This window comes from Actinomadura chokoriensis (genome assembly GCF_039529475.1).
GTDB classification, from domain to species: domain Bacteria; phylum Actinomycetota; class Actinomycetes; order Streptosporangiales; family Streptosporangiaceae; genus Spirillospora; species Spirillospora bangladeshensis.
Window position 1 is genome coordinate 283,757 of the sequence record NZ_BAAAMW010000008.1, and the last position, 26,702, is coordinate 310,458.

Genomic DNA, 26,702 nt, shown 5'->3' on the forward strand with positions numbered 1-26,702 from the left:
CGCCGGCGCGCGCCACGGGATCTTGGACGTCCGGAAGCGGCGGCACGAACGCCCGAGAAATGGTTGAATCGGGCACTATGTGGCACTCGTCACTGCGGTCCAAGCCCTGGCGACAGAGGTATCAGCCCGGTGTTCCCGTCGACTTCGACATCCCGGACATCCCTGTCACTCGGTTTCTCGACGATGCCGCGGACGCCTACCCGCGCAGGCCCGCGCTGTTCTTCTTCGGCCGGCAGATCTGCTACCGCGACCTGCGCGAGGCCGTGGACCGGTTCGCCGACGGGCTGCACCGGCTCGGCGTCCAGCCCGGCGACCGGGTCGCGCTGATCCTGCCGAACTGCCCGCAGCAGGTCATCGCGTTCTACGGGGTGCTCCGCCGGGGCGCCATCGCCGTCCAGCACAACCCGCTCTACACCGAGGAGGAGATGCTCCGCCAGCTCGCGGACTGCGGCGCGCGGGTCGCGGTGGTGCTGGACCGTTCCTTCGCGACGGTGCGGGCGGTGCGCTCCCGGCTGCGCCTGGACCACATCGTCGTGACGTCCCTGGTCGACTTCCTGCCGATGCCCCGGCGGATCGCGCTGCGGCTGCCGCTGGTGCAGACGCAGCGGCGCCGCGCGGCCCTCACCGCGGACGTGCCGGACGATCCGGGCGTCGTCCCGTTCCGGGAGCTGCAGCGGCCCGCGCGGCGCCCGGTGCGGCAGCTGCCCGTCGACCCGGCGCGGCACCTGGCCGCGATCCAGTACACGGGCGGGACGGAGGGCCGCCCGAAGGGCGCGATGCTGACCCACCGCAACCTCGTCGCGAACGCCTGCCAGCAGCACGCGTGGGACGTCGACGGGCGGCGGCCCGGCGAGGACGTGACGCTCGCCGTCCTGCCGCTGTTCCACTCGTTCGGGCTGATGAGCTGCCTCGTGGCGCCGGTGATGACGGCGGGCGCGGTGGTGCTCCTCCCCCGCTACGACGGCGACCGGGTGCTGCGCGCGATCCGCAAGTACCGGCCGACGATCTTCCCCGGGGTGCCGACGCTGTACGACCAGGTGCTCGACAGTCCCGGGTTCCAGCCCGCCGACCTGCAGTCGCTGCGCGTGCTCATCTCGGGCGCGATGGGGCTGACGCAGGGCACCATCGACCGGCTGGAGCGGCTCGGCGCGAAGGGGCTGATCAACTGCTACGGCCTGACGGAGGCGTCCCCGGCCGTCACGGGCAACCCGCTGGACGGCACCGCCCGGAACCTGACCGTCGGCCTGCCGCTGCCGATGACCGACGCCGTCGTCGTCGCCGAGGACGAGCCGACCAAGGTCCTACCGCCCGGGGAGCCCGGGGAGCTGGTCGTGCGGGGGCCGCAGGTCTTCGCCGGCTACTGGAACGCGCCGCTCGCGACCGCGCAGACCCTGTCGAAGGGGTGGCTGCGCACCGGTGACATCGCCGTGATGGACGAGGACGGCTTCATCACCATCCTGGAGCGCATGCGGGACATGATGAAGGTGAGCGGCTTCACCGTGTTCCCGACCGAGGTGGAGAAGGTGCTGCGCCGCCATCCCGCCGTCCACGACTGCGCGGTGGTCGGCGTGCCGGACGCCCGGCGCGGCGAGCGCATCATCGCGCACGTGGTGGAGCACCCCGCCTACCTCTTCTCCGCCGAGGAACTGCGGACGCACTGCGAGCGCTACCTGTCGCACTACAAGGTCCCGTCGGAGTTCCACCCGCGTACGGAGCTGCCCAGGAACCTGCTGGGCAAGGTCGTCCGGCAGCGGCTGCGGGACGAGTTCGCCGAGTCCCCGCATGGGTCGCCGCACGGGCGGATGGGATCGGCGCAGAGTGGTTGACTGAGCCGATGCAGACCGTCCACTCCGGGCTTTTCGCCCGGCTCGCCGAGATCGGGCACGGTGCGGCCCAGGCCGCCGCGCCGCCGGAGACGCTCTACGACCGGCACGGTGTGCTCGTGGTGCGGGTCGGTGACGTCGTCGTGAAGGCGCACCAGGACGACCGTGAGCACGGCCCCCGATTCCTCGCACGGATACGGCTCGCCGGCACGCTTCCGGAACTCGTCCTGGCGCCGCATGACCCGCCGCTCACCGTGGACGGCCGGACGGTCACGATCGCCCCATTCGGTGAGCCGGTCGACCCGAGCCAGGAGCTGCCCTGGAAGGAGGGAGGCCGGCTTCTGGCGGCTCTCCATTCGCAGAGTGTTCCGGCAGAGGCACCGTCCTGGGGACGTCCGACCCGTGTGGCGCGCCTTGTCTCCCGGCTGGGCGACAGTCCCGCCGAGGACGCCGTGCGGCGTGCATTCGCCACCCTTCCCGCCTGGATACGCGGCGAGGAGGACGAGCCCCCGGCGCGGACGGAACGCCTCATCCACGGGGACTGGCACCTAGGCCAGATGGTCCGCGCCCGGGACGGGCACTGGCGGCTCATCGACATCGAGGACATGGGCAGGGGCGACCCCGCCTGGGATCTCGCCCGCCCTGCGGCGCTCTACTCCGCGGGAGTCCTCCCCCCGGACGATTGGGAGCAATTCCTGGGCGCCTACACGGCCGCGGAAGGTCCGGCCGTTCCCGCCCAGGGCGACCCGTGGACGAGCCTGGACATACCCGCGCGAAGTCTTGCGATCCAGATAGCCGCCACGTGCGTCATATCCGCGGGGAGGGATGATCGGACACTCGACGGGCCGGAGCAGGCGATGATCGACGCCTGCGTGAGAATATCCGCGGCGGGGGACGCGGCATGACGTGGCGCGAAACCTGCCCTACATTTAGCCTCTACCTGGGGATCCATACCGGAAGGACGACAAGGCGATGCACTGCCCTAAGTGTCGTGGCGTGATGCGGACCTACACCCGCAGCGGCGTCCACATCGAGCAATGTGACAGCTGCCGGGGGATCTTCCTCGACTACGGCGAGCTGGAGGCCCTGGCCCAGATGGAGGCGCACTACCGGGCCGCGCCCCCGCCCGCGGCGGCGCCTGGCTGGGGAGCGCCGGCCCCGGCGGTGCACCACCATCACCACGGCCACCACCGCCCGCACCACGGCAGCGTCTTCAACATGCTGTTCTCCACCTGATCCGACCTGGTCGGACCCGGCCCCGCCCGGTCCCGGACCGATGCGGCCCGCCCCTCACGAGGCGGGCCGCACGCGTCACAGCCGCGGGTCGACGGGCTCGGACTCCAGCGCCAGGACGGCGAACACCGCCTGGTGGACGCGCCACAGCGGCTCCCCGCCGGCGAGCCGGGCGAGCGCCTCGGCGCCGAGCGCGTGCTCGCGCATCGCCAGTGACCGCTTCCGGCCGAGGGAGCGGCGGCGCAGCCGGTCGAGGTTCTCCGGCTCGGTGTAGTCGGGGCCGTAGATGATCCGCAGGTACTCCGGCCCGCGGCACTTGACGCCCGGCTGGATCTTCGCGTCGCCGGGGAGCGGCCCCAGCGGCTTGACGACCATGCCCTCGCCGCCCGCCGCGGTGAGCTTCTCCCACCACGCGGTGACCGCGGACTCCGACTCCGGCGATCCGAGGTCGACGGTCACCGACTCCGTCCGCTGGACGAATCCGCTCGCGTCACTCTTCGCAAGCCGGTCCGCCACGGTCATGTGCCATTCATGGTCGCGTGCGTCCGCCCAGGAGCGGCCCTCTCCCGCGAGGATCTGGAACGGGGCGAACCGCAGGCCGGTGAGCCCGTCGACCGTCCAGCAGTACCGCGCGTAGGCGTCCCGGAACCGGGACGCGTTCGCGGCGCGGCGGTCGATGTGCTCGCGGAGGCCGCCGACGCCGAGCCCGCGCGCGGCCGCGCGCGCGAGGACGCCGGACGCCATCGGCAGGGCCGCCCGGGCGGCCGCGCCGGTCGCCGCGTACTGCGTGCGGATGAGGTCCATGGCCTTGGCCGACCACGGCAGCAGCTCGCCGTCGATGACGAGCCATCCGGTGTCCAGCTCGTCCCACAGCCCCGCGGCACCGATCGCGGCGCGGAGCCGGTCCAGGACCTCGGCCGTGCGGGACGGGTCGCGGAAGAACGAGCGGCCGGTGCGCGTGTAGACGGCGCCGGTCGTGCCGTCGTCCACGCCGAAGCGGTCCGCCGCCGCGGCCGCGTCGCGGCAGACGACGGCCACGGCGCGCGAGCCCATGTGCTTCTCCTCGCACACCGCGCGGGCGATGCCCTTGTCCCGGTAGCCGGCGAGGGCCTCGGCCGGGTGCTCCAGGTATCCCGGCAGCGGCGAGGTGTCGGCGGGCGCCATGGTGGGCGGCAGGTAGACGAGCCAGCGCGGGTCGACGGCGAACCGGCTCATCACCTCCAGCGCGGCCATCGCGTTCTCCTCGCGGACGGCGACGCGGCCCATGAGGCGGGTCTCGACCCCCTGGTTGCCGAGGACGTCCCCGATATTGAGGACCTCGTTGTCCCGGTGGCCTCCCGCAGGCGGACTCTCCAGGGGACGCGTCGGCTCGTACCAGACCTGCCCGGCCGGGACGGACACCAGCTCACGCTCCGGGTAGCGGAGCGCGGTCAGCTTCCCGCCGAACACGGCACCGGTGTCCAGGCAGATGGTGTTGTTGACCCATTCCGCCTCGGGCACCGGGGTGTGCCCGTACACGACCATGGCCTTGCCCCGGTAGTCGCGAGCCCACGGGTACCGGACGGGAAGCCCGTACTCGTCGGTCTCCCCCGTAGTGTCGCCGTAGAGCGCGAACGAGCGGACCCGTCCGGACGCACGCCCGTGGTACTCCTCCTTGAGCCCGGCGTGGGCCACAACGAGGCGGCCGCCGTCCAGCACGTAGTGGCTGATGAGTCCGTCCATGAACGCCAATGCGTCGGCGCGGAAGTCGTCGTCCACGGCAGCGAACTGCTCCAGGGACACCTCAAGACCGTGCGTCGCCCGCACCTTGCGTCCACGCAGGGCCCGGACGAGTTTCGCCTCGTGGTTACCCGAAACGCACAGCGCGTTGCCCGCGGCCACCATCCCCATCACCAGACGCAGCACGCCCGGCGAATCCGGCCCGCGGTCGACGAGGTCGCCCACGAACACGGCGGTGCGCCCACCGGGATGGTTCGCCCCTGCGGCGCGTCCCTGCGCGTCCCGCTCGATCTCGTATCCGAGGCCGGCGAGCAGGTCCTCCAGCTCCGCACGGCACCCGTGCACATCGCCGACGATGTCGAACGGGCCGGTCAGCTCCCGCTTGTCGTTCCACGCCTTCTCGTACACGATCGTCGCCGCGTCGATCTCGTCGGCGCCGGTCAGCACGTGGTGGCGGCGGAACGTGCGGGCCAGGTCGCGCATCCCGCGGCGCAGCTCGCGGCGCTGCCGCGGGATCACGTGCGGCGGCAGGTCCCGGTCGGGACGGGAGGCGTTCCGCTCGGCGGCGACGCTCTCGGGGACGTCCAGGACGATCGCGGCCGACAGGACGTCGTGGTCCTTGGCGATCCGCAGCAGCGCCTCCCGCGCCTTGGTCTGCACGTTCGTCGCGTCCACCACGGTCAGCAGCCCGCGCCGCAGCCGCGTGGCCACGATGTGGTGCAGCAGGTCGAACGCGTCGCCGGACGCGGACTGGTCGTTCTCGTCGTCCGAGACGAGCCCGCGGCAGAAGTCGGACGAGACCACCTGGGTGGGCGCGAAGTGCTTGCGGGCGAAGTGGGACTTGCCCGACCCGGTCACGCCGACCAGCACGACGAGCCCCGTCTCCGGGACCTTGATCTCGGTCATCGGGTGAACACTCCCATCTGGGTCGGCGCGCCGACCTCGGGGTCGTCGCCGCCGACGGGCACGTGGCGGACGCGGTAGCCGTGCGCGGCGGCGACCCGCTCGGCCCAGGCGCGGAACTCGGCCCGCGTCCATTCGAAGCGGTGGTCGGAGTGGCGCATCGCGCCCGGCGCGAGCCCCTCGTAGCGGACGTTGTGCTCGGCGTTCGGCGTGGTCACGACGACGACGCGGGGTGCGGCGCGCCCGAACACGACCCGCTCGACCGCGCCGAGGCGCGGCGGGTCGATGTGCTCGACGACCTCCATCAGCACGGCCGCCTCGTAGCCGCCGAACCGCTCGTCCGCGTAGGTCAGCGCGCCCTGGAAGACGTCCCGGACGCGGTCGTCCTCCCGGCGCGGCCGGTCGTTCCAGCGGAGCCGCCGCCAGGCGTGGCCGAGCGCGCGGTGCGAGACGTCCGCGCCGGCGATCTCGCTGAAGAAGTCGTCCTTGAGCAGCCGCGCGAGCAGTTTCCCCGATCCGCAGCCGAGGTCGATGACGCGCCGCGCGTTCTCGTCGCGCAGCGCCTGCACGACGGCCTGGAGCCGCTGCTCCGCGAGCGAAGCGGCCGTCTCCTCTTGGGCCGCCTCGTCCTCCGCGGGGGTCGGCTCCTCCTCGACCTGCACGGGGTCGAGTTCCTCTTCGGGCGCGTCCTCGGCGTCGGCGAGACGGCCGAGCGCGGTACGGACGAGCCCGCGCCGGTTCGCCAGGTAGCGGCGCGTGATGGCGCCCCGGTCGGGGTGCGCGGCGAGCCATCCCTCGCCGGCCCGGATGAGCTTGTCGATCTCGTCCGGCGCCAGCCAGTAGTGCTTCGCGTCGTCCAGGACGGGCAGCAGCACGTACAGCTGGTTGAGCGCGTCGGCGAGCCGCAGCGTCCCGGTCAGCGTGAGCGTCACGTAGCGGGAGTAGCCCCATTCGGCGAACTCCGGATCGAGCGGGACCGGCACCGCCGACACGTCCCAGCCGAGCGGCGCGAAGAATCGTTCGGCCTGCCCCGGCCCGCCCCTGCATGGAAGGGCCGGCAGGACGATTTCCAGCGGAATCGGCGACTCCGCCAGTTCGGGACGCGCATCGCACCGCCCGCGCATCGCGGTACGGAAGACGTTCGCCATCGCGGAGGCGAGCAGTGACGACGCCGCGTAGGGGCGGTCGTTGACGTACTGGCCGAGGGAGAAGTCGGGCGTGCCTCTGCCGCGCGTGCGCACGAGCTTGACCGGATCGACGTCCAGCAGCAGCGCCGCCGTGCAGCGCTCCGGCCCGGCGTCGGGGTAGAAGACGTGCGCCGTGCCGAAGGACTGCTCGAACCGCTGCACCCGGTCCGGGTGCTTGTGCAGGAGGAATCCCAGGTCGGTCGCCTGGTCCAGGGTCGTGGTGATCGTCAGGAGCACGCCCCAAGTGTGGCGGACATAACCGGATGATCCGCATTCATTTTTCCGGCAGAATGCGGCGCGACATGAGCAGACATCCCCGCCGGATGACCGCGCAGGAGACCGTGGCCGTTCTCGAACGCGGCGGCTACACGGCGCCCTCCGGCCGCACCGTCTCGATCGCCGGCGGCCTCGCCCGCGCCGTCGAGGGAACCGTCCTCTACCGGCCGGACGACTTGGACGCGCTCCTGGAGCATCCGCCCGCCGGGGCCGGCGCCGACACCCGAATCGAGGTCACCGGCGAGACGACCCTCGCCGCCGCGCGCCGCCTGTGCGGCGGCGGCACGGCCCCGTTCGCGCTCAACTTCGCGTCCGCGAAGAACCCGGGCGGCGGGTTCCTGAACGGGGCGCACGCCCAGGAGGAGGGGCTCGCGCGCTCGTCCGGCCTGTACACGTCGCTGCGGTCGGCCAGGGAGTTCTACGACTTCCACCGGGCCCAGGGGGACCTCCTCTACAGCGACCACATGATCTACTCACCCGGCGTGCCGGTGTTCCGCGACGACGCCGGGCGGCTGCTGGACGACCCGTACGGCGTCGCGTTCCTGACGTCCCCGGCGCCGAACCGCGGCGCGATCCGCGACCCCGCCCAGGCCGAGCGGATCCCCGCCGTGCTGCGGCTGCGCGCCCGCAAGGTCCTCGCGGCCGCGCTGGCCAACGGGCACGCGAGGCTCGTCCTCGGCGCGTGGGGCTGCGGCGTGTTCCGCAACGACCCGGCCGAGGTCGCGGAGGCGTTCGCCGAGCCGCTGCGTCCGGGCGGTGAGTTCGCCGGACGCTTCGAGCACGTCGTCTTCGCGGTGTGGGACACCGCCAAGGGCTCCCCGAGGCAGGCCGCCTTCGAGCGGGCCTTCGCCTAAGCGGGGTTCTCGCCCTCTCTGGCCTCTCCGTCCTTCACGTAGGAGGCGATGCCGCGGACGATGAGGTCGAGCCCGAACTCGAACCGCCCGTCGCCGCCCTCGGCGGTGAGCTCGTCCACCATTCCGACGAGGTGGGGGTAGCGGTCGGGCGGCAGGGCGGCGAAGTACTCCTGGATCTGCTCGACGTACGCCTGGACGTGCTCCCACGGGTCCGCGCCCGCGGGCGTCCTCGCCACGTAGAGGGTGTCCTCGATGGCGTCGGCGTCGAGGAACATGCCGAGGGTGTCGACGGCGATGCCGGCGATCTCCTTCGAGACGCCGCCGGCCCGCATCAGCGCGAGCTGCGCCTCGGCGACGTCCAGCAGGTGGGGGCCGGTCGGGATGAGGCCCATCGACACCATGGCGATGTCGCGGTGCGAGGTGTAGACGCGGCGGATCTCGCGCGCCAGCTCCTTCAGCTGCTCCTGCCAGCGCGCCGGGTCGGGCTCGGGGAGCCTGATCTCGGCGGCGACCGTGTCGAGCATCAGCTCGCGCAGTTCCTCCTTGCCCGACACGTGCGCGTACAGGGACGCCGGGCCGGTGCCCAGCTCCTGGGCGACGCGGCGCATGGTCACGGCCTCCAGTCCCTCGGCGTCCAGGACGCGGATCGCCGTCTCGACGATGGCCTCCCGGGTGAGCGGCGGCCGCCTCGGCGGCGCGGTCCTGCGGGGCCTGCGGCCGGGCGGCGTCGGAAGCTCGCGGGCCGGCGGTTCGGACGCCGGCCCGTCCGGGCGTGCGGTGGCCACGTCGGGACCTCCCAATCTCGCGATACATCTTGACTATCGCGAAACGCGATATATCTTCTCTCCTAGCGAGAGATGTGCGGTGCTGACACGAACATCGTACTTGACACGAACGCTGTTCGGCCTTAGAACAGCGTTCGTACTTACGAACACCGTTCGAAGATTTTGGAGATCGTCATGACCGAGACACTGACCTCCCCCGGGAGGGACACCGCGGACGCCGGCTACCGCTGGCGCTGGGTCGCCCTCTTCGTGATCCTCGCCGGCGAGACCATGGACATGCTGGACGCGCTGATCACCAACATCGCGGCCCCCACCATCCGGGCCGAGCTGGGCGGATCGGCCGCGACCATCCAGTGGCTCGCCGCCGGCTACACCCTCGCCATGGCCGTCGGCCTCATCACCGGGGGCCGCCTCGGCGACCTGTACGGCCGCCGGCGGATGTTCCTCATCGGCGCGGCCGGGTTCACGCTCGGCTCGCTGCTGTGCGGCGTCGCGGTCTCCCCCGGCATGCTGATCGGCGCCCGCGCCATGCAGGGCCTGTTCGGCGCGCTGATGCTGCCGCAGGGCATCGGAATGATCAAGCAGATGTTCGACGCCACGGAGATGGGCAAGGCGTTCGCCCTGTTCGGACCGGTGATGGGCCTGTCGTCGGTCGGCGGCCCGGTGCTGGCCGGCTGGCTGATCGACGCCGACTTCTTCGGCACCGGCTGGCGGATGATCTTTCTGATCAACGTGCCGCTCGGCGCCGCCGCCGTGCTCGCCGGCCTGAGGTTCCTTCCGGCCGGGCGCGCCGAGCAGGCGTCCCGGCTCGACCTCACCGGCGCCGCCCTGGCCTCGGTCGGCGCGGGCCTGCTGATCTACCCGCTCGTCCAGGGGCGCGAGCACGACTGGCCCGCCTGGACGTTCGCGATGATGGCCGCCTCGCTCCTGGTCTGGGGCGTCTTCTCCTGGTACGAGACCCGCAAGCAGAAGTCCGGCGGCGACCCGCTGATCGTGCCCAGCCTGTTCCGCAAGCGCGGCTTCACCGGCGGCCTCGTCCTCGGCCTGGTGTTCTTCTCCGGCGTCGCGGGCCTCGGCCTGGTGCTGGCGCTGTTCTTCCAGCTCGGGCTCGGCTACTCCCCGCTGAAGGCGGGCCTCGCGCAGATCCCGTGGTCCGTCGGCATCATCATCGGGTTCGGCGTCATGCAGGCCGTCCAGCGGTTCGGCCGCAAGGTGATCCACGCGGGCGCCCTCATCATGGCGGCCGGCATCATCGGGTTGGCCGCCACGCTGCAGTACGCCGGGATCGGCGTCACGCCCTGGCAGCTCATCCCCGCGCTCACCGTGACCGGCCTCGGCATGGGCCTCCTGATGGGGCCGTTCTTCGACACGGTCCTCGCCGGGGTCGAGCCGGAGGAGACCGGGTCCGCGGGCGGCACGCTCACCGCCGTCCAGCAGCTCGGCAGCGCGCTCGGCGCCGCCGTGCTCGGCACGATCTTCTTCGGGCTGCTCGGCGGGCACGTCGCGGCCGCCGCCGACGACGGCGCGTCCGCGCTGCGCCGCGACCTGGCCGCCGTGTCCGTCCCCGCCGCGCAGCAGGAGCGCATCGCGGACGGCCTGCGCGACTGCGGCCACGACCGCGCCACCGCCAAGGACTCCGCCGCCGTCCCCGCGTCCTGCCACCGCCTCCAGGACGACGTCAGGGCCGCCATCGCCGCCGCGCCGCAGTCGGCGCCCGCCGTCCAGAAGGCGGTCGCCGAGGCCGGCGAGCACTCGGCCAAGGCCGGCTTCAGCGACGCCATGAAGATCACGCTGTGGGTCGAGGTCGGGCTGCTCGGCCTGTCGTTCCTCGCCACGTTCCTGCTGCCGATGCACCCGCGCCCGGAAGAGGAGATGGCCTGACACCACGGAAAGGCCCGCGGCCGGGGGACGTCCCCCGGCCGCGGGCCTTTCGCGCCGTCAGACCTTGCTCATGACCTCCGAGGCCAGCAGGTCCAGGTGGTCGAGGTCGTGCATGTCGAGCACCTGCAGGTAGAGGCGCTCGGCGCCCAGCTCGCCGAACCGGCCGATCTTGTCGACCAGTTCGCCCGGCGTCCCGGCCAGGCCGTTGTCGCGCAGCTCGGACACCTCCCGCCCGATCGCGTCGGCGCGGCGCTTCAGCTCCGCCTCGTCCCGCCCGCAGCAGACGACCTGGGCGGCGGAGTAGACGAGCGGCTTCGTCCGGCCCGCCTCGGCGCACGCCGCGCGCACCCGGCCGAACGCCTCGCCGGTCTCGCTCACCTGGTGGAACGGGACGTTGTACTCGTCGGCGTGGCGGGCCGCGAGCCGCGGCGTCCGCTTCGCCCCGAACCCGCCGATGATGATCGGCGGCCCGCCCGCCTGAACCGGCTTCGGCAGCGCGGGCGAGTCGGCCAGCGTGTAGTGGTCGCCGCTGAAGGAGTAGGTCTCGCCGGCGGGCGTCCCCCACAGCCCGGTGAGGATCTCGAGCTGCTCCTCCAGCCGCTCGAAGCGCTCCCGCAGGCTCGGGAACGGGATGCCGTAGGCGGTGTGCTCCTGCTCGAACCAGCCCGTCCCGAGACCGAGGTCGACCCGCCCGCCGCTCATCTGGTCGACCTGCGCGACCGCGATCGCGAGCGGCCCCGGGTACCGGAACGTCGCCGCCGTGACCAGCGTGCCGAGCCGGATCCGGCGGGTCTCCCGCGCCAGCGCGCCCAGCGTGACCCAGGAGTCGGTCGGGCCCGGCTCGCCGGTCACATCGCCCATCTTGACGAAGTGGTCGGACCGGAAGAACGCGTCGAAGCCGAGGTCCTCGGCCGCCTTGGCGACCGCCAGCTGTGTGTCGTAGCTCGCCCCCTGCTGGGGCTCAGTGAAGATCCGAAGACGCATGACTCCATCCTGGTACCCGCCGAGCACCGGTCGCACCACCAGGTCAGCGCTTCGACAGCGCCAGGCCCGGCGTGCGCGCGACGCGCACCGGCGGGAACATGACGCTGGCGCGCGTCCCGCCCCACGTCACCGTCCCGTGCAGCCCGATCGACTCCCCCGGCTCGGCGCGCCGGGACACCTTCGCCCTGATCGTCCCGGTGGTCTCCCGCCCGTCCTTGAGCGTCCCGAGCCGGCACACCACCTTCCGCCCGGACGCCTTGCAGTGCTTCTCCCCGGACACGAACGCCAGCGACCTCGGCAGCGTCGTCCTGAACACCGCCTTGCCGGGCTTCCCCGGCCCCTCGGCGGTCATCGTGAACCTCCACTCGTAGGTGCGCCCGGGGACGACCGCACGCCGCGGACTCTCCATGTCGAGCCTGATCGCCTGCACCTTGGGCGCCGCCTGCCCCTTCGGCTTGACGTCCACCTGCGGCTTGACATGCGCCTTCGGCTTGCTGTGCACCTTGGGCTTCGCATGCGCCTTGGGCTTAGCTTCCGCCTTCGGCTTGGCGTGCGCCTTCGGCTTCACATGCGCCTTCGGCTTAGCTTCCGCCTTCGGCTTGGCATGGTCCTTCGGCTTCGCGTGCGCCTTCGGCTTCGCGTGCGCCCTGGGCTTCGCGTGCGCCTTGGGCTTGGCATGCGCCTTCGGCTTGGCATGCGCCTTCGGCTTCGCATGCGCCTTCGGCTTCGCGTGCGCCTTCGGCTTGGCGTGCGCTTTCGAGTCGGCGTGGGCCTTGGGCTTGGTGTGCGCCTTCGGCTTGGTGTGCGTTCTGGGGCGGGGCGCCGGCTTCGAGGTGCCGCCCTTGTCGCCCTTGTGCGTGGTCGGGCCGGGGCCGCCGGCGGACGCCGGCACCGCCCCGAGGAAGGGCGCGGCCCCCAGCAACGGCGCGGCGACCAGCAGCACCAGGCCGCGCCCCTTCAGTGTCCTGACCATGATGAGACCCCCGTGGCCTGCGGATTCGTTGCGGACACGTCCGTTCTAGCGAGCCGCGGACCGGCCGCCTAGCGCCCCGTCGGCGTGTCGTCACGGACGGTGCCCGAACGGCGAACATGACGAATCCGCTGCGACACCACCTGCGGAAGCTGTTGAATCGGGCGGATACCGATCTCCGACCCATGGAGTTGACATGGCTGTCTTCGGCGTCGACTACGCGTGGGGGCGCCCCGGCGCCGCCGCGCTGAAGCGGGCCGGGGCGAAGTTCGCGTGCCGGTACCTGTCGCACGACACGACCGGCAAGAACCTGACCCGGTCGGAGGCCGACGAGCTGTCCGACGCGGGCATCTGGGTGGTCGTCGTCTGGGAGTCCACCGCGAAGCGGCCGCTGGCCGGACGGTCCGCAGGCGCGGCCGACGCGAGGGACGCCGCCGCCCAGGCGCGGGCCTGCGGCATGCCGGACGACCGCCCCGTCTACTTCGCCGCCGACTGGGACGCCGCCGCCTCCCAGCAGGACGAGATCAACGCCTACCTGGACGGCGCCGCGAGCGTCATCGGCCGCGACCGCGTCGGCCTCTACGGCGGCTACGGGCCCGTGAAGCGCGCGTTCGACGCCGGGAAGATCGCCTACGGCTGGCAGACGTACGCGTGGTCCGGCGGCCGGTGGGACGCCCGCGCGCAGCTCCAGCAGTACTCCAACGACCACACCATCAACGGCGTAGGCGTCGACTACGACCGGGCCGTGAAGAGCGACTACGGGCAGTGGCGCATCGGCGTCTCGCCCGAGGGAGAGGACGACATGCCCGACTACGTGTCCCTCGGCGCCGACGCCGACCAGCGGCTGTCCCCCGGCAAGTGGACGACCATCAGCTGGGACCACGAGTACTCCGACGCGACCGACCAGCACGGCGACCCCGGCAGCTACCCGAGCCTGCTCGCGGGCCACGCCCGCTACAGCCTGACGGTGTCGGCGACCGTGCGCGGCGTGCCCGCCGGAACCCTCATCCAGGCCCGCGCGATCGAGGTCGAGATCAAGGACGCCAGCCGCTACTCGGCCGGGCCCGTCCAGGACTTCCTCTCGTCCGGCGACACGACCAACCTGGTCTACGGCCTCCCCGCCGACAGCGTCACGGCCGGGCACCGCGTCCGCTTCCAGCTCGTCCAGCACGGCACCGCCGCGGCGACCGTCACCGACGCCGACGCGAAGCTGCTCTTCTGGCGCTGACCCGGCGCCGCGCCCGTCAGAAGTCGTCGTTGATGTAGGGGGCCAGCGGGACGGCGAGCGACGCGTCCAGGCGGCGCGCGCTGCCGGGCGTGTGCTCGGTGACCGCGCCGACCCGGACGAGGGCCGCCAGGCTCGTGCCGCCCAGGTAGACGGCGGCCAGGTCGGCGGCGGAGAGCGCCAGGTCCGGTGGCTCGGTCGCCGGGTCGCACGCCGGGGCCGGTCCCGTCGTGAGGCGCCGGCGGCCCGAGTTCGCGGGGATGCGGGCGTCCTCGACCTCCAGGACGAAGGTGTCCTCGGTGGCCCATGAGCGGGCGCGGAGGGCCGCCGGGACGTCGACCAGCCGGAGCCACAGCGCGCCGTAGTCCTCCTTGACGGCGACCTGGTCGGGGTCGGCGGCCATGTGCGGGAGCAGGTCGTCCACGGGGCGGCTGGGCGCGTGGATCCGGGACGTCAGGTCGATCGACGCCAGGTACCGCCAGAGGGCGGCCTCGGCTGCGGGAGTGTCGGCCACGAGGTCGACGACCCTGACCGTCCCCTTCCCGCAGGCGCGGTAGACGGCGTAGCCGGCGGGGTGGACGACGACGCGCGGCTCGGTGTACTCGGCGGCCTCGGTGTCGACCGGGCGCAGGATGGCGCGCGCCCACCATTCGGGGTCGCGGACGAGCCCGCCGGGCCGGGCGGCGAGCGCGCGCCGGTGGATCGGGTCGAGCAGGTCGGGTGCGGACGCGGCGCCGACCAGCCGCAGCGGCCGTTCGTCCGGGGCGGTGCGCAGGGCCAGCGGCCGGGACGTGTCGACCTCCAGGGCGATCGCGCGGGTGGCGAGACCGAAGCCGTAGCGGCCGTAGATGGCGCCCTGGGACGCCCACAGCGCGGCGACGGGACGGCCGGCGGCGATGGCGTCGGCGTGCATGCGGTCCATCAGGGACGTGAGGATGCCCTGCCGCCGGTGGGTCGGCAGCACGGCGACGAAGGTGACCGCGGAGCAGTCGAGGAACGCGCCCGGGACGGCGAGGCGCATCGGGAGCGCCGCGAGCTGCCCCGCCAGGACGTCGCCGTCGTAGGCGCCGACGCGTTCGGAGCGGCGCGGCTTCCAGGAGTCGCGTTCGTCGTCGACGCGGACGTGGAAGGCCGTGCCGGCGAGGTCGACCATCCGGCCGACCTCGCTCTCGGGTACGTCCCTGATCTCGATCATGCGTCCACCGTATGCCGGGGCCGCAACCGTTTTTTCAGCCGCGGACCAGGGTCGCGAGGCACTCCACGTGCTGCGTCATCGGGAAGGCGTCGAAGGCGCGGAACGTCTCCAGGGTCCAGCCGCGCTCGCTGAAGTAGGCCAGGTCGCGGGCCAGCGTCGCGGGGTCGCAGGACACGTAGGCGATCTTGCGGCCGGCGAGCCGGGTGATGTGCTCGACGACGTCGCGGCCCGCGCCGGTGCGCGGCGGGTCGAGGACGACGAGGTCGGCGCGGCGGACGCGCTCGCCCCGGTGGTGGCCGCCGCCGCGCTTGTTCTGGGTGCGGGACCCGCTGGACGCCCGGCCGAACTCCAGGTCGGCGACGACCTCCTCGACCGGGCCGCGCTCGATCGACACGTTCGGCAGGTCGCGCAGGTTGTGGCGGGCGTCGCGGACGGCCTGCCCGTCCGACTCGACGCCGACGACGAGGCCGTCCGGGCCGATGCGGTCGGCGAGGACGCCGGCGAACAGCCCGACGCCGCAGTACAGGTCGAGGGCGATGTCGCCGGGCTTCGGTTCGAGGGCGTCCAGGACGGCGTCGGCGAGCAGCTGCGCGGCGCCCGGGTGCACCTGCCAGAAGCCGCTGCCGCTCACCTGGAACAGCCGCCCGGAGACCTCCTCGCGGATGTACGGCAGCATGGAGCCCGGCTCCGGCTTGCCGCGCACGAGGCGGACCGGCACGTCCAGCCGCGGCACCTTGATCTTGCGGCGGTCGCGGCCGCGCAGCACGACGAGGCGGTCGCCGGTGGTGGCGGAGACGATGCCCTCGACGCCCGTGGCGCCCGGCCAGCGCTTGCGCTCGATGCCCATCAGCTCCACGCCCGGATGGGCGATCAGGCATTCGTCGATGGGCTCGATGTCGTGTGAGCGGTGCCTGCGGAGCCCGACCGTGCCGGACGCGACGGAGAACTGCACGCGGGTGCGCCAGCCCAGTCCGGGCGGCGGCGCCACCTCGGAGTCGACCGGGTACGGCACCTCCTCGACGGTCACCGTGCGGGTGATCCCGGCGAGGCGCTGGAGCTGCTCCTCCACCACGGCCGCCTTGAGGGCCCGTTGGGCGGGCAGGGAGGCGTGCTGCCAGTCGCAGCCGCCGCAGCGGCCGGGCCCGGCGAACGGGCACGGGGCCTGGACGCGGTCCGGGGACGCCTCGATGATCTCCACGGCGTCGGCGCGGAGGAAGGTCTTGGTCCGGTCGGTGACGCGGGCTCTCACCCGTTCGCCGGGCAGGGCGTGCCGGACGAAGACGACGCGGCCCTCGTGCCGGGCGACGCAGAAACCGCCGTTGGCGACGTTGCCGACCTCCAGTTCGAGGACGTCGGGTTCGAGTTCAGTCACGATCCGAAACATTACCGGCACCGGGGTGCGCCCCGGTCCGCGGCGGGCGCCGGGACGAGCCGGGGCCGGGCGGCTCGACCCGTCCCTTGAGCCGGTCGGACGACTGGAGCTGCCAGGCGACGCTGGTCACCATGACGCCCGGCTGGAACAGCAGCCGCCCCTTGAGCCGCAGCGCGCTCTGGTTGTGCAGGAGCTGCTCCCACCAGTGGCCGACGACGTACTCGGGGATGAACACGGTCACGACGTCGCGGGGGCTGCGCCGGCGGACGCTCTTGACGTAGGCGAGGACGGGCCGGGTGATCTCCCGGTACGGCGAGTCGAGGATCTTCAGCGGGACGGGGATGTCGAGGGCGTCCCACTCCTCCTGGAGGCGCCGGGACTCCTCGGCGTCCACCGCGACGGTCACCGCCTCCAGCGTGGACGGACGGGTGGCGCGGGCGTAGGCGAGCGCCCGCAGCGTCGGCTTGTGGATCTTGGAGACGAGCACGATGCCGTGGTTGCGGGCGGGCAGCGCGACGTCCTCGCCGGAGGGCACGAGCTCCGCGGCGACCCGGTCGTAGTGCCGCCGGATGCCCTTCATCAGCAGGAACAGCACCGGCATCGCGATGCACACGATGTAGGCGCCGAGCGCGAACTTGGTGATCAGCACGACGACGAGGACGATGCCGGTGAGGGTGGCGCCGAACGCGTTGATGCCGCGGGAGGACTTCATCCGGCGGCGCTGCGCCGGGTCCTGCTCGGTGGCGAGCAGCCGGTTCCAGTGCCGGACCATGCCGACCTGGCTGACGGTGAACGACACGAACACGCCGACGGTGTAGAGCGGGATCAGCCGGCTGACGGACGCGTCGTAGGCGTAGATCAGCAGCCCCGCCATGGTGGCGAGGATGATGATGCCGTTGCTGTAGGCGAGCCGGTCGCCGCGGGTGTGCAGCTGCCGGGGCAGGTAGCGGTTCTGCGCGAGTACCGAGGCGAGCACCGGGAACCCGTTGAACGCGGTGTTGGCGGCGAGGAACAGGATCAGCGCCGTCATCGCGGTGACCAGCGCGAAACCGGGGGTGAAGTTGCTGAACACGGTGTGCGCGACCTGCGCGATCACCGGGTCGGCGTGCTCGACCACCTGCCCGGTGGCCGGATCGACGAGGCTGCTGTCCTGACCGACGTCGGTGAACCGCACGTCGGTGATGAAGGCGAACGCGACCACCCCGCCGAACATCGTCATCGCGACCAGCCCGAGCGCCAGCAGGGTCCGTGCGGCGTTCTCGCCCTTGGGCTTGCGGAACGCGGGCACCCCGTTGCTGATCGCCTCGACCCCGGTCAACGCCGCACAGCCGGACGAGAACGCCCGCAGCAGCAGGAAGACCAGGGCGAAACCGGCGATATCGGTCTCATCGCCGCGGACCTCCAGGTGCGCGGTCTCCGCCTGCAGTTCGGCGCCCGCGACGAGCCTGATCAGGCCCCACGCCAGCATGCTGAAGACCGCGAACATGAACAGGTAGGTCGGGATCGCGAACGCGACCCCGGCCTCCTTGATCCCGCGCAGGTTGCCGATCGTGAGCATCACGACGATGCCGATCGCCACGGCGACCTCGTGCGGCTGCATGACCGTCAGCAGCGCGCCGAGGTTCTCCACGCCGGACGACACCGACACCGCGACGGTGAGGGTGTAGTCGACGAGCAGTGCGCTCGCCACGAGGACGCCCCAGTTGCTGCCGAGGTTGGTGGTCGCGACCTCGAAGTCGCCGCCGCCGCTCTGGTAGGCCCGTACGTTCTGCCGGTAGGACGCGACCACGGTCAGCAGGATCACCACGACGGCCGCGGCGACCCAGGGCGTGTAGTGGTACATGACCAGCCCGCCCGCGCCGAGCGCGAGCAGGATCTCCTGCGGGGCGTACGCCACCGACGACAGGGCGTCGCTGGCGAAGACGGGGAGCGCGATCCGTTTCTTCAGCAGTTGCTCGTGCTGCTGGGAACTGCTCAGCGCGCGGCCGAGGAGGAGCCTCTTCGCGAGGTCCGGAACCTTTGACACGGATAGAGAGCCTAGCCCGCCGGGCCGACGGCGTACTCCGGGCCCGGCGGGGACCTGGTTGGGTAGTGCTCGCCTGGGGGGATGTGTAGGTTTGCAGCCCGGCAGTGAGCATTGACGGACAACGGGGAACGGCCGTGCATATCGTGATCATGGGATGCGGGCGGGTCGGCTCGACGCTGGCCCACATCCTGGAGGACAAGGGCCATTCGGTGGCCATCATCGACCAGAGCCCGGAGGCGTTCCGCCGGCTGCGCAGCGGCTTCCGGGGCCGCCGCATCACCGGGTTCGGGTTCGACCGCGATGTGATAGCGGAGGCGGGCATCGAGCGGGCGTCGGCGTTCGTGGCCGTCAGCAGCGGCGACAACTCCAACATCATCTCCGCGCGGGTGGCGCGCGAGACGTTCGGCGTCGACAACGTGGTGGCCCGGATCTACGACCCGCGCCGCGCGGAGGTCTACCAGCGGCTCGGCATCCCCACGGTCGCGACGGTCCGGTGGACGGCCGACCAGATCCTGCGCCGGCTGCTGCCGGAGGGCGCCGAGCCGCTGTGGCGCGACCCGACCGGCGCGGTCGTCCTCGCCGAGCTGGACTCCGGGCACCTGTGGGTCGGCGAGAAGATCGGTGAGCTGGAGGAGCACGCGGGCACCCGGGTGGCGTTCGTCTCGCGGATGGGCGAGGCCCTCGTCCCCGACCGGGACACGGTGATCCAGGACGGCGACATCGTGCACGTGATGGCGAGCGCCGACGACCTGGAGCGCATCAACGCCGCCGTCGCGGCACGGAACGGGGAGGACGCCTGATGCGGGTCGCGATCGCCGGGGCCGGCGCGGTGGGCCGCTCCATCGCCCAGGAGCTGCTGGAGAACGGCCACGAGGTGCTCCTGATCGACAAGAACCCGAAGGCCATCAAGGTGGAGATGGTGCCGCGCGCGGAGTGGCTGCTCGCGGACGCCTGCGAGATCTCCGCGCTGGACGACGCGGCGCTGGAGCGCTGCCAGGTCGTGGTGGCCTCGTCCGGCGACGACAAGGTCAACCTGGTCGTGTCGCTGCTGGCCAAGACCGAGTACGGGGTGCCGCGCGTGGTGGCGCGGATCAACCATCCGAACAACGAGTGGCTGTTCAACGAGTCGTGGGGCGTGGACGTGGCCGTGTCCACGCCGCGGCTGCTGTCGGCGCTGGTGGAGGAGGCCGTCAGCGTCGGCGACCTCGTCCGGCTGATGACGTTCCGGCAGGGCGAGGCGAACCTGGTGGAGCTGACGCTGCCGGACGACGCGCCGCTCGGCGGGCAGCGGGTCGGGTCGGTGGAGTGGCCGCGCGACACCGCGCTCGTGGCGATCCTGCGGGAGGGGCGGGTGCTGGTCCCCTCGGCCGACGACACCCTCGAACCGGGCGACGAGCTGATGTTCGTCGCCAGCCAGGACGTCGAGGACGAACTCGCGGCGCTGCTCGGCGGACGCTGAGCGGCGCTGCGGGGCACGTCACCGGGCACACCGCCCGGCACGCCGCCCGCGCATCGCCGAGGACCCGCCCGGCCGGATCGGTCAGGCGGGTTCTTCGCGTTCGATGGGGGTGCGGCCGCGGGCGAGCAGCCACACCATCGCCGCGAGCGCGGCGACCTGCAGCGGCCAGCCCATCACGATCTTGGCGGTGCCGAGCAGGCCGCTCTGGTCGCCGTCCGCGAGGTAGATCGGGTACTGGACGGCGACGCGGACCGCGCACGGCAGCACCAGCAGCCAGGTCAGCCGCGAGCACAGCCTCACGATGCCGGGGTCGCGCCGCCAGGCGGTCGGGTCGCCGGTGACCGAGCCGATGATGAAGCCGACGACGGGCCAGCGCACCGTGATCGAGAAGATCATCGCGGCGGCGTAGCCGGCGTTGAGGATGATCCCCGGCAGGAAGGCGTCCTCGGCCTTGCCCGAGCGCAGCGCGAAGAACGCGGCGATCGCGATGCCGACCAGGCTGTTCAGCACGAACTGCGGGCTGGAGCGCTGCGCGATCCGGACGACCAGCAGCACCACCGCCGCGCCGATCCCGGCGCCCACGGCGAGCCTGATGTTCTCCGCCGCGACGTAGGTGCCGGTGAACGCGATCGTCGGGACGGCGGCCTCCAGCATCCCGCGGACGCCGCCGAGCGCCTTGGAGAGCTGGGCGCGCACCGCCGCCTCGACGGTGTCGTGCGCGGCGGTCTCCCGCCCGGTCTGCGCTGCCGTCTCGCTCACGCCCTCAACTCACTCACGCTGTTCACGAGCCGCCGCGCAGCTCGTACCGGGGATTGAATATCACCTTGCGCCCGTCCTGCACGCTGACCAGCCCCTCGGCGCGCAGCCGGCGGCCCGGGTCGATGCCGGCGATCTTGCGGCGGCCGAGCCAGACCAGGCTGATCACGTCGGTGCCGTCGTAGAGCTCGGCCTCCAGCGCGGGCGCGCCGCCGCGCGGGCGCAGGGTCACGGTACGCAGCGTACCCGCTACGCAGTGCCGCTTGCGCGCGGCGCAGTCGGTGATCGGCGTCGCGCCCTCGTGGCCGGTGGTCTTCTGCAGCTCCTCGGCCTCGAGCTCGGCGTTGCCGGCGGTCATCCGCCGCAGGAACCGCCGCAGGCCGCTCCGGCCGCGCTCGCGCGGCTCGGGGCCCGCCGGGGGCGGTGTGCGGGCCGAAACCTCGTCCATACCTCGAAGCGTATGACATCCCCACGCGAATCGACCCCCTCGCCCGGTCAGGAACGCCGGAGCCGCGCACCGGCCATCGCGGTGAAGTAGCCGATCTCCGGGACGCGCATCCGGCGGGCCGTGAGGAGGTAGAGCGCCCCGCCGCCGAGGCCGCCGACGAGGAGGGCCAGCAGGCTCGGGACGCGGTCGCCGGGCAGGCGGCCGAACGCCCACACGGCCGCGACGGCGAACGCCAGGGCGGGCAGGGCGGCCAGGTGCAGCCGGGTGAGCGCGCGGAGGATGCGGCGGCCGTCCATCCCGCCGAGGCGCCGGCGCAGGACGAGCGCGGCCCCGGCGGCGCCGAGCGCGTAGAACAGCCCGTAGACGACGGGCAGCCCGATCACGACCTGCCGCGCCGGGACCGACCGCAGCAGCGCGAACGCGGCGGCCGCCTGCGCGATCCCGGCGGGGACGGCGATCAGGCCGGGCGTCCGGGTGTCGCCGAGGGCGTAGAAGACCCGCATGAGCAACTGGTGCAGGGTGAACGGCAGCACCATCACGGCGAACACCATGAGGATGGCGCCGATGCGGCGCGCCCCGTCCACCGTGAGGCTCCCGTAGGCGAAGAACGTGACGGAGCCGGGGATCGCGAACACCAGCATCCCGAGCCAGAGCGGGACGAGCAGCGCGCTCGCGAGCCGGAGGCCGCGGGAGAAGTCGTCGCGGACGAGGTCGCGCCGCCCGTCCGCGACGTGGGCGCTCATCCGCGGGAGCAGCGCCGTGATCACCGAGACCGCGATGATCGCGTACGGGAGCTGGAAGACGACGAGGGCGAACTTGTAGGCGGCCAGGCCGCTCCCGGCGGCGCCGGCGCGGTCGCCCGCCCGGGTCGCGACGTTCGCGGTCACCAGGACGCCGGCCTGCGCGACGACGATGTAGAGCAGCATCCAGGTCGCCGTCCGGACGGCCTCGCCGAAGCCGGAGCCGCGCAGGCCGAGGCGGGGGCGCCACCGGAACCCGGCGGAGCGCAGCGTCCAGGCGAGGACGGCGCTCTGCACGACGGTCCCGGCCGCGGAGCCGAGGCCGATGAGGGTCAGCTGCCCGTCGGTGACGGTGGCGGTGGTCTGCCCGCGCCCCGCGACCAGGAGGAACAGCAGCCCGGCGCCGATCGTGACCACGTTGTTCACGACGGGCGCCCACATCGGCGCGCCGAACCGCTGCCGGACGTTCAGCAGCGTGCTCGCGAGGCCGCTCACGCCGATGAAGAAGATCTGGATCAGCAGCAGCCGGGTGAGCAGCACCGCGACCTCGCGCTGCCGCCCGGTGTAGGAGCCGGCGTACAGGTCGATCAGCAGGCCGGCGCCCAGCACCGCGAGGACGGTCAGGACGGCGAGGGCCAGCAGCACGACGGTGAGCAGCCGCTGCTCGGTCGCCGCTCCCCCCGCCGGCGTCCCGCATCCGGCGTTTCACCAGGAACGGGATGAAGACGCTGGCGAGCAGCCCGCCGAGCAGCAGCTCGTACACGGTGTAGGGGATCATCTCGGCGGCCTGGTAGGCGTCGCCGAGCAGGGCGGTGCCGAGCGCGGCGCCGATCACGGCGGTGCGCAGGAAGCCGGTCAGCCGGCTGAAGACCGTCCCGACCGCCATGACGGCGCTGGAGTGAGCGACGCCGGGCGGGGCGGCCTGCGCGGCGCCGCCGATCTCGTCGCCCTCGGGCGCCTGCCGGTCGGCGGTGCCCGGATCGGCGACGTCGCCGGGGTCGCGGACCGGGGCGAGGCCCGGCTCCGGTTCGCCGGGCGGCTCGGCGCGCTCGGCCTCCTCGATGACCCGCGGCATGAGGATCCGGCGCTTGCCGGTCCCGTCCATCGGCACCACCCCCGGAAATGCCAGTATGCCCGCGGCGCGCGTCCCCGTCCTCGGCCGGACGGCCGATCTCCGGGGACGCGCGCGCGGGCGGGCCGCGCTCAGCGGAGGGCGGCCTCCACGGCCGGGACGCGGATCGTGCGGCGTGTCGCGCCGTAGGCCGTCGCGCCGGTCAGGACGGCGGCGAGGGCGGCGACCGCGAGGTAGGTCCACACGTCGCCGGCCGGGAGGGGCGAGTCGCGCCGGGCGAGGCCGAACGGCACGATCGTGAAGACCGACGCGACCGTGCCGACGAGGACGCCGGTGGCGGTCAGCACCGCCGACTCCAGTGCCACCGCGCCGAGCACCTGGCCCGGGGTGGCGCCGGCGAGCCGGGTCTGCCCGAATTCGCGGCGCCGGTGCGCGGTCGCCGCGATCAGCGTGTTGACCAGCATGATCGCGGTGAACAGCACCACCATGCCGATGACGACGAAGTTGAGCGTCTCGATGTTCTTCTGGTCGGCCGTCTTGGCGAGGCCCGCCGCGTCCATCGCCGCGTTCTCGGTGGCCTGCAGGTACAGCGTGCCGACGGCCGTCCCGACGAACAGCACGACCGGTGTCACGGCGGACGCCAGCGCGCCGGTCCGGCGGCGCATCGTGGCCGCCGCGAGGTCGCCGGCCGCGCCGCCGAGCGCCCGCAGCGGCCCGGCGGCGAGGGCCGCCACCCGGCGCATGATCGCCGGGGCCAGCAGCGCCAGCCCGATCGCGGCGAAGATGTCGGCCTGCCCGGACGTCGCCATCGCGTCGCTGCCCTCGCCGTCCATCACCGTGACCGTGACGACCGCCTCGGACACGGCGAGCAAGAGGAACACCGCCGCGAACACGATCCGCTTCCGGCTCAGCCGCGCGTCGTCGGTGGCGGCGGCCGCCATCGACTCGGCCGCCCGGACGCGGACGGCCCGCCGCGCGGTGATCAGCGCGGCGGCGACCGCGGACACCAGCGTGACGCCGATCCCCATCGACAGCGCGACCGGCCCGAAGCCGTAGCCGGTCTCCGCCGGGACCTGGCCGGTGTCGCGCAGCAGCCCGAGCAGCGCCCGGCCGGCCGCGATCGCGGGCACGATCGCCAGCAGCGCCGCCGCCAGGGCCAGCCCGGCCGCCTCGCCGACGATCATCCGGGCGAGCTGCCCGGGGGTGGCGCCGACGCTCTTCAGCAGGGCGATCTCCGCCGCCCGCTGCCGGACCGACAGGGTCAGCGTCGAGGTGACCGCGAAGACCACCAGCAGCAGCCCCCAGCCGCCGACCACGGTCGCCATCGTCGTCAGCGTCTCGCGGGCGGTCCCGGTCGCGCCGCTCGCCTCGGCCGTGTCGAGCATCGAGGCGAACGCCATGATCATGGTGGCGCCGAGGAGCATCGCGAGGAAGCTCGCGGTGAACGCGCTCGCGCGCTTGCGCAGGGAGCGCAGTGCCAGCCCGAACACGGTCACACCCCCGCCGTCGCGCGCTGCCGCTCGACCTCGTCGGCCAGGTGCGTCATCCGCGCGGCGACGGTCTCGGCCGTCGGCGCGGTCTGGAGGCCGACGATCCGCCCGTCCGCCAGGTACAGGACGGAGCCGGCGAACGAGGCGGCGACCGGGTCGTGGGTCACCATCACCACCGTCTGCCCGGACTCGCGCACCGACTCGCGGAGCAGGTGCAGCACGTCGCGGGCGCTGCGGGTGTCGAGCGCGCCGGTCGGCTCGTCCGCGAACACCACCCGGGGCCGGGTGACCAGCGCCCGCGCGATCGCCACCCGCTGCTGCTGCCCTCCGGACAGCTCCGCCGGCAGGTGGCCGAGCCGGTCGCCGAGGCCCACCCGCTCCAGGACGGCCCGCGCCGCCGCCCGGTCCACCTTGCGTCCCGCGAGCTTCAGCGGCAGCACCGTGTTCTGCAGGACGTCCAGCGTGGGGAGCAGGTTGAACTGCTGGAAGACGAACCCGATCCGCTGCCTGCGGAACCTGGTCAGCGCGGCCTCGCCGCCGCCGGTCAGCTCGGCGCCGTCCACGAAGACCCGTCCCTCGGTGGGACGGTCCAGGCCCGCCGCGCACTGCAGCAGCGTGCTCTTGCCCGACCCGGACGGGCCCATCACCGCGGTGAACGACCCGGCGGGCAGCGACAGCGACACGCCGTCCAGCGCCACCACCCGGTTGCCCTCGGCGCCGTAGACCTTGCGCACCCCGTCGAGCCGGAGCGCCTCGCCCGCCGCCGGGGCGGGTCCCTTACGTCGGTTCATTTCCGTTCCGGCCTCCGCCCGGCGCCCCCTCGCGGGGCGCCTCGGGAACGACGCTACGGACGGCGGGCGCCGCCGAGGATGGGTCCAGCACGCCCATCGGGGTAGGCAAAACCCCACCCTTGCCTGGGCCCGGTCTTGACCGGGAGCCCCGCGAGCGGACTAGAGTCGCCCCGGTGCGCCGGGAAGTCTGGTCGGCAGGTCCCGTCATCCGCATGCCGACCTGGAGGCTCCGTGCAGGCGACCGCCGCCATCGTCATCTTCGTCTGCGCGTACGTCCTGATCGCGTCGGAGAAGGTGCACCGGACGGCGGTGGCGCTCGGCGGCGCGGGCCTGATGCTGCTGCTGCACATCACCGACGCGCACGGCGCCTTCTTCTCCTCCGAGTCCGGGATCGACTGGAACGTCATCTTCCTGCTGCTCGGGATGATGGTGATCGTCTCGGTGCTGCGGCGCACCGGCGTCTTCGAGTACGTGGCGATCTGGGCCGCCAAGCGCGCGCGGGGACGGCCCTACCGGCTGATGGTGATGCTGATCGTGCTGACGGCGTCGGCGTCCGCGCTGCTGGACAACGTCACCACCGTCCTGCTGATCGCGCCGGTGACGTTCCTCGTCTGCGAGCGGCTCGCGCTGGCGCCCGAGCCGTACCTGATCGCCGAGGTGATGGCGTCCAACATCGGCGGGACCGCGACGCTCGTCGGCGACCCGCCCAACATCATCATCGCGAGCCGGGGCGGGCTGTCGTTCAACGACTTCCTCGTCCACCTGGCGCCGCTGATCGTGGTGCTGGTCGCCGTGTTCTGCCTGCTCTGCCGCCGGCTGTTCCGCTCCGCCTTCCGCTACGACCCGGACCTCGCGGCCGAGGTCATGGAGCTGGAGGAGCGGGAGGCCATCACCGACCGGCGGCTGCTCGCGCAGGGCCTCGGCGTCCTCGCCATCGTGATCGCGGCGTTCGTGCTCCACCCCGTCCTGCACTACGAGCCGTCGGTGGTCGCGCTGCTCGGCGCCGGGCTGCTCGTCGCCGCGACCAAGGTGACCACCGAGGAGGCGCTCGGCGAGGTCGAATGGTCCACGCTGGTGTTCTTCGCCGGCCTGTTCGTCATGGTGGGCGGGCTCGTGGAGACCGGCGTCATCGGGGACGTCTCCAGGGCCGCCGCCGACGCCACCGAGGGCCGCCTCGGCCTCGCCGCGATGGTGCTGCTGTGGGCGTCCGCCGCGCTGTCGGCGATCGTGGACAACATCCCCTACGTCGCGACGATGAGCCCGATCGTCGCCGACCTCGTCCAGCAGCACCCCGGCGGCGACGGGCACGTCCTGTGGTGGGCGCTCGCGCTCGGCGCCGACCTCGGCGGCAACGCCACCGCCATCGGCGCCAGCGCCAACGTCGTCGTGCTCGGCATCGCGGCCCGCAACGGCACCCCGATCAGCTTCTGGCGCTTCACGCGCTACGGCCTGGTCGTCACCTTCGTCACGGTCGCGCTCTCCACGCCGTACCTCTGGCTCCGCTACCTGTAGG

22 protein-coding genes are annotated in these 26,702 nt (G+C 72.9%); 9 read left to right on the forward strand and 13 right to left on the reverse strand.

The genetic code is table 11. The features are described from left to right. Positions 1 to 77: 77 nt before the first annotated feature. From ABFX46_RS20105 to ABFX46_RS20115, 3 genes are all read left to right on the forward strand, one after another. The gene (locus ABFX46_RS20105; RefSeq protein WP_346044106.1) at positions 78 to 1,826 is read left to right on the forward strand and encodes an AMP-binding protein; all 1,749 of its coding nucleotides are present in this window, start codon (positions 78 to 80) and stop codon (positions 1,824 to 1,826) included. 8 nt (positions 1,827 to 1,834) lie between these two features. Then, positions 1,835 to 2,728 (forward strand): phosphotransferase family protein, encoded by an 894-nt coding sequence (locus ABFX46_RS20110; RefSeq protein ID WP_346044108.1) that lies wholly within the window; start codon positions 1,835 to 1,837, stop codon positions 2,726 to 2,728. Positions 2,729 to 2,795: 67 nt separating this feature from the next. Then, complete coding sequence (locus tag ABFX46_RS20115; RefSeq protein WP_428831282.1) at positions 2,796 to 3,059, forward strand: TFIIB-type zinc ribbon-containing protein; 264 nt, start codon at positions 2,796 to 2,798, stop codon at positions 3,057 to 3,059. A gap of 75 nt (positions 3,060 to 3,134) precedes the next feature. Here ABFX46_RS20115 and ABFX46_RS20120 read toward each other — a convergent pair whose 3' ends face one another. Beyond that, a complete protein-coding gene (locus ABFX46_RS20120) occupies positions 3,135 to 5,681 on the reverse strand; it encodes a polynucleotide kinase-phosphatase (protein ID WP_346044112.1) in 2,547 nt (848 codons plus the stop codon). Beyond that, positions 5,678 to 7,102 (reverse strand): 3' terminal RNA ribose 2'-O-methyltransferase Hen1, encoded by a 1,425-nt coding sequence (locus ABFX46_RS20125; protein WP_346044113.1) that lies wholly within the window; start codon positions 7,100 to 7,102, stop codon positions 5,678 to 5,680. The genes ABFX46_RS20120 and ABFX46_RS20125 overlap by 4 nt, the downstream gene beginning before the upstream one ends. 65 nt (positions 7,103 to 7,167) lie before the next feature. Here ABFX46_RS20125 and ABFX46_RS20130 point away from each other — a divergent pair, with 65 nt between their 5' ends. Further along, a complete protein-coding gene (locus ABFX46_RS20130) occupies positions 7,168 to 7,995 on the forward strand; it encodes a TIGR02452 family protein (protein ID WP_346044115.1) in 828 nt (275 codons plus the stop codon). Here ABFX46_RS20130 and ABFX46_RS20135 read toward each other — a convergent pair. Further along, positions 7,992 to 8,780 carry a TetR/AcrR family transcriptional regulator C-terminal domain-containing protein gene (locus ABFX46_RS20135; RefSeq protein WP_346044117.1) on the reverse strand — a complete coding sequence of 263 codons (789 nt, stop codon included), beginning with the start codon at positions 8,778 to 8,780 and terminating at the stop codon, positions 7,992 to 7,994. The genes ABFX46_RS20130 and ABFX46_RS20135 overlap by 4 nt on opposite strands. 174 nt (positions 8,781 to 8,954) lie before the next feature. On the opposite strand from ABFX46_RS20135, the gene ABFX46_RS20140 reads away from it, so the two are divergent. Continuing rightward, entirely contained in the window at positions 8,955 to 10,661 is a 1,707-nt protein-coding gene (locus tag ABFX46_RS20140) for an MFS transporter (RefSeq protein ID WP_346044119.1), read from the forward strand. A 57-nt stretch (positions 10,662 to 10,718) separates the two neighbouring features. On the opposite strand, the gene ABFX46_RS20145 is transcribed toward ABFX46_RS20140, so the two are convergent. Next, a complete protein-coding gene (locus tag ABFX46_RS20145; protein WP_346044121.1) occupies positions 10,719 to 11,645 on the reverse strand; it encodes an LLM class F420-dependent oxidoreductase in 927 nt (308 codons plus the stop codon). A 43-nt stretch (positions 11,646 to 11,688) separates the two neighbouring features. Beyond that, positions 11,689 to 12,618 (reverse strand): hypothetical protein, encoded by a 930-nt coding sequence (locus ABFX46_RS20150; RefSeq protein WP_346044122.1) that lies wholly within the window; start codon positions 12,616 to 12,618, stop codon positions 11,689 to 11,691. 193 nt (positions 12,619 to 12,811) lie between these two features. Here ABFX46_RS20150 and ABFX46_RS20155 point away from each other — a divergent pair, with 193 nt between their 5' ends. Further along, entirely contained in the window at positions 12,812 to 13,843 is a 1,032-nt protein-coding gene (locus ABFX46_RS20155; protein WP_346044124.1) for a glycoside hydrolase domain-containing protein, read from the forward strand. A gap of 16 nt (positions 13,844 to 13,859) precedes the next feature. Here the strand turns inward: ABFX46_RS20155 and ABFX46_RS20160 are convergent, their stop codons facing one another. Genes ABFX46_RS20160 through ABFX46_RS20170 form a run of 3 tightly spaced genes read right to left on the reverse strand, consistent with a single transcriptional unit; the run spans position 13,860 to position 18,433 of the window. Continuing rightward, positions 13,860 to 15,035 carry a GNAT family N-acetyltransferase gene (locus tag ABFX46_RS20160; RefSeq protein ID WP_346044126.1) on the reverse strand — a complete coding sequence of 392 codons (1,176 nt, stop codon included), beginning with the start codon at positions 15,033 to 15,035 and terminating at the stop codon, positions 13,860 to 13,862. Between the two features lie 34 nt (positions 15,036 to 15,069). Continuing rightward, positions 15,070 to 16,407 carry a class I SAM-dependent RNA methyltransferase gene (locus tag ABFX46_RS20165; RefSeq protein WP_428831283.1) on the reverse strand — a complete coding sequence of 446 codons (1,338 nt, stop codon included), beginning with the start codon at positions 16,405 to 16,407 and terminating at the stop codon, positions 15,070 to 15,072. Continuing rightward, positions 16,400 to 18,433: an APC family permease gene (locus ABFX46_RS20170; protein WP_346044130.1), complete on the reverse strand. Its 2,034-nt coding sequence runs from the start codon at positions 18,431 to 18,433 to the stop codon at positions 16,400 to 16,402. Before ABFX46_RS20170 ends, ABFX46_RS20165 begins: the two co-directional genes overlap by 8 nt. 134 nt (positions 18,434 to 18,567) lie before the next feature. On the opposite strand from ABFX46_RS20170, the gene ABFX46_RS20175 reads away from it, so the two are divergent. Continuing rightward, a complete protein-coding gene (locus tag ABFX46_RS20175) occupies positions 18,568 to 19,233 on the forward strand; it encodes an NAD-binding protein (RefSeq protein ID WP_163053595.1) in 666 nt (221 codons plus the stop codon). After that, on the forward strand, positions 19,233 to 19,892 hold the full coding sequence (locus ABFX46_RS20180; RefSeq protein ID WP_131940517.1) for a potassium channel family protein: 660 nt from the start codon (positions 19,233 to 19,235) through the stop codon (positions 19,890 to 19,892). The genes ABFX46_RS20175 and ABFX46_RS20180 overlap by 1 nt, the downstream gene beginning before the upstream one ends. Positions 19,893 to 19,973: 81 nt before the next feature. Here ABFX46_RS20180 and ABFX46_RS20185 read toward each other — a convergent pair whose 3' ends face one another. The 5 genes from ABFX46_RS20185 to ABFX46_RS20205 form a co-directional block, all read right to left on the reverse strand. After that, on the reverse strand, positions 19,974 to 20,651 hold the full coding sequence (locus ABFX46_RS20185) for a DUF3159 domain-containing protein (protein ID WP_346044132.1): 678 nt from the start codon (positions 20,649 to 20,651) through the stop codon (positions 19,974 to 19,976). A 22-nt stretch (positions 20,652 to 20,673) separates the two neighbouring features. Beyond that, complete coding sequence (locus tag ABFX46_RS20190) at positions 20,674 to 21,096, reverse strand: OB-fold nucleic acid binding domain-containing protein (protein WP_428831284.1); 423 nt, start codon at positions 21,094 to 21,096, stop codon at positions 20,674 to 20,676. Positions 21,097 to 21,143: 47 nt separating this feature from the next. Beyond that, on the reverse strand, positions 21,144 to 22,481 hold the full coding sequence (gene murJ, locus ABFX46_RS20195; RefSeq protein ID WP_428831285.1) for a murein biosynthesis integral membrane protein MurJ: 1,338 nt from the start codon (positions 22,479 to 22,481) through the stop codon (positions 21,144 to 21,146). A gap of 558 nt (positions 22,482 to 23,039) precedes the next feature. Next, on the reverse strand, positions 23,040 to 24,398 hold the full coding sequence (locus ABFX46_RS20200) for an FtsX-like permease family protein (protein ID WP_346044134.1): 1,359 nt from the start codon (positions 24,396 to 24,398) through the stop codon (positions 23,040 to 23,042). Positions 24,399 to 24,400: 2 nt separating this feature from the next. Beyond that, positions 24,401 to 25,189 (reverse strand): ABC transporter ATP-binding protein, encoded by a 789-nt coding sequence (locus ABFX46_RS20205; protein ID WP_346044135.1) that lies wholly within the window; start codon positions 25,187 to 25,189, stop codon positions 24,401 to 24,403. A 231-nt stretch (positions 25,190 to 25,420) separates the two neighbouring features. Between ABFX46_RS20205 and ABFX46_RS20210 the strand changes: the two genes are divergently transcribed. After that, complete coding sequence (locus ABFX46_RS20210; RefSeq protein ID WP_346044136.1) at positions 25,421 to 26,701, forward strand: ArsB/NhaD family transporter; 1,281 nt, start codon at positions 25,421 to 25,423, stop codon at positions 26,699 to 26,701. Position 26,702 lies beyond the last annotated feature (1 nt).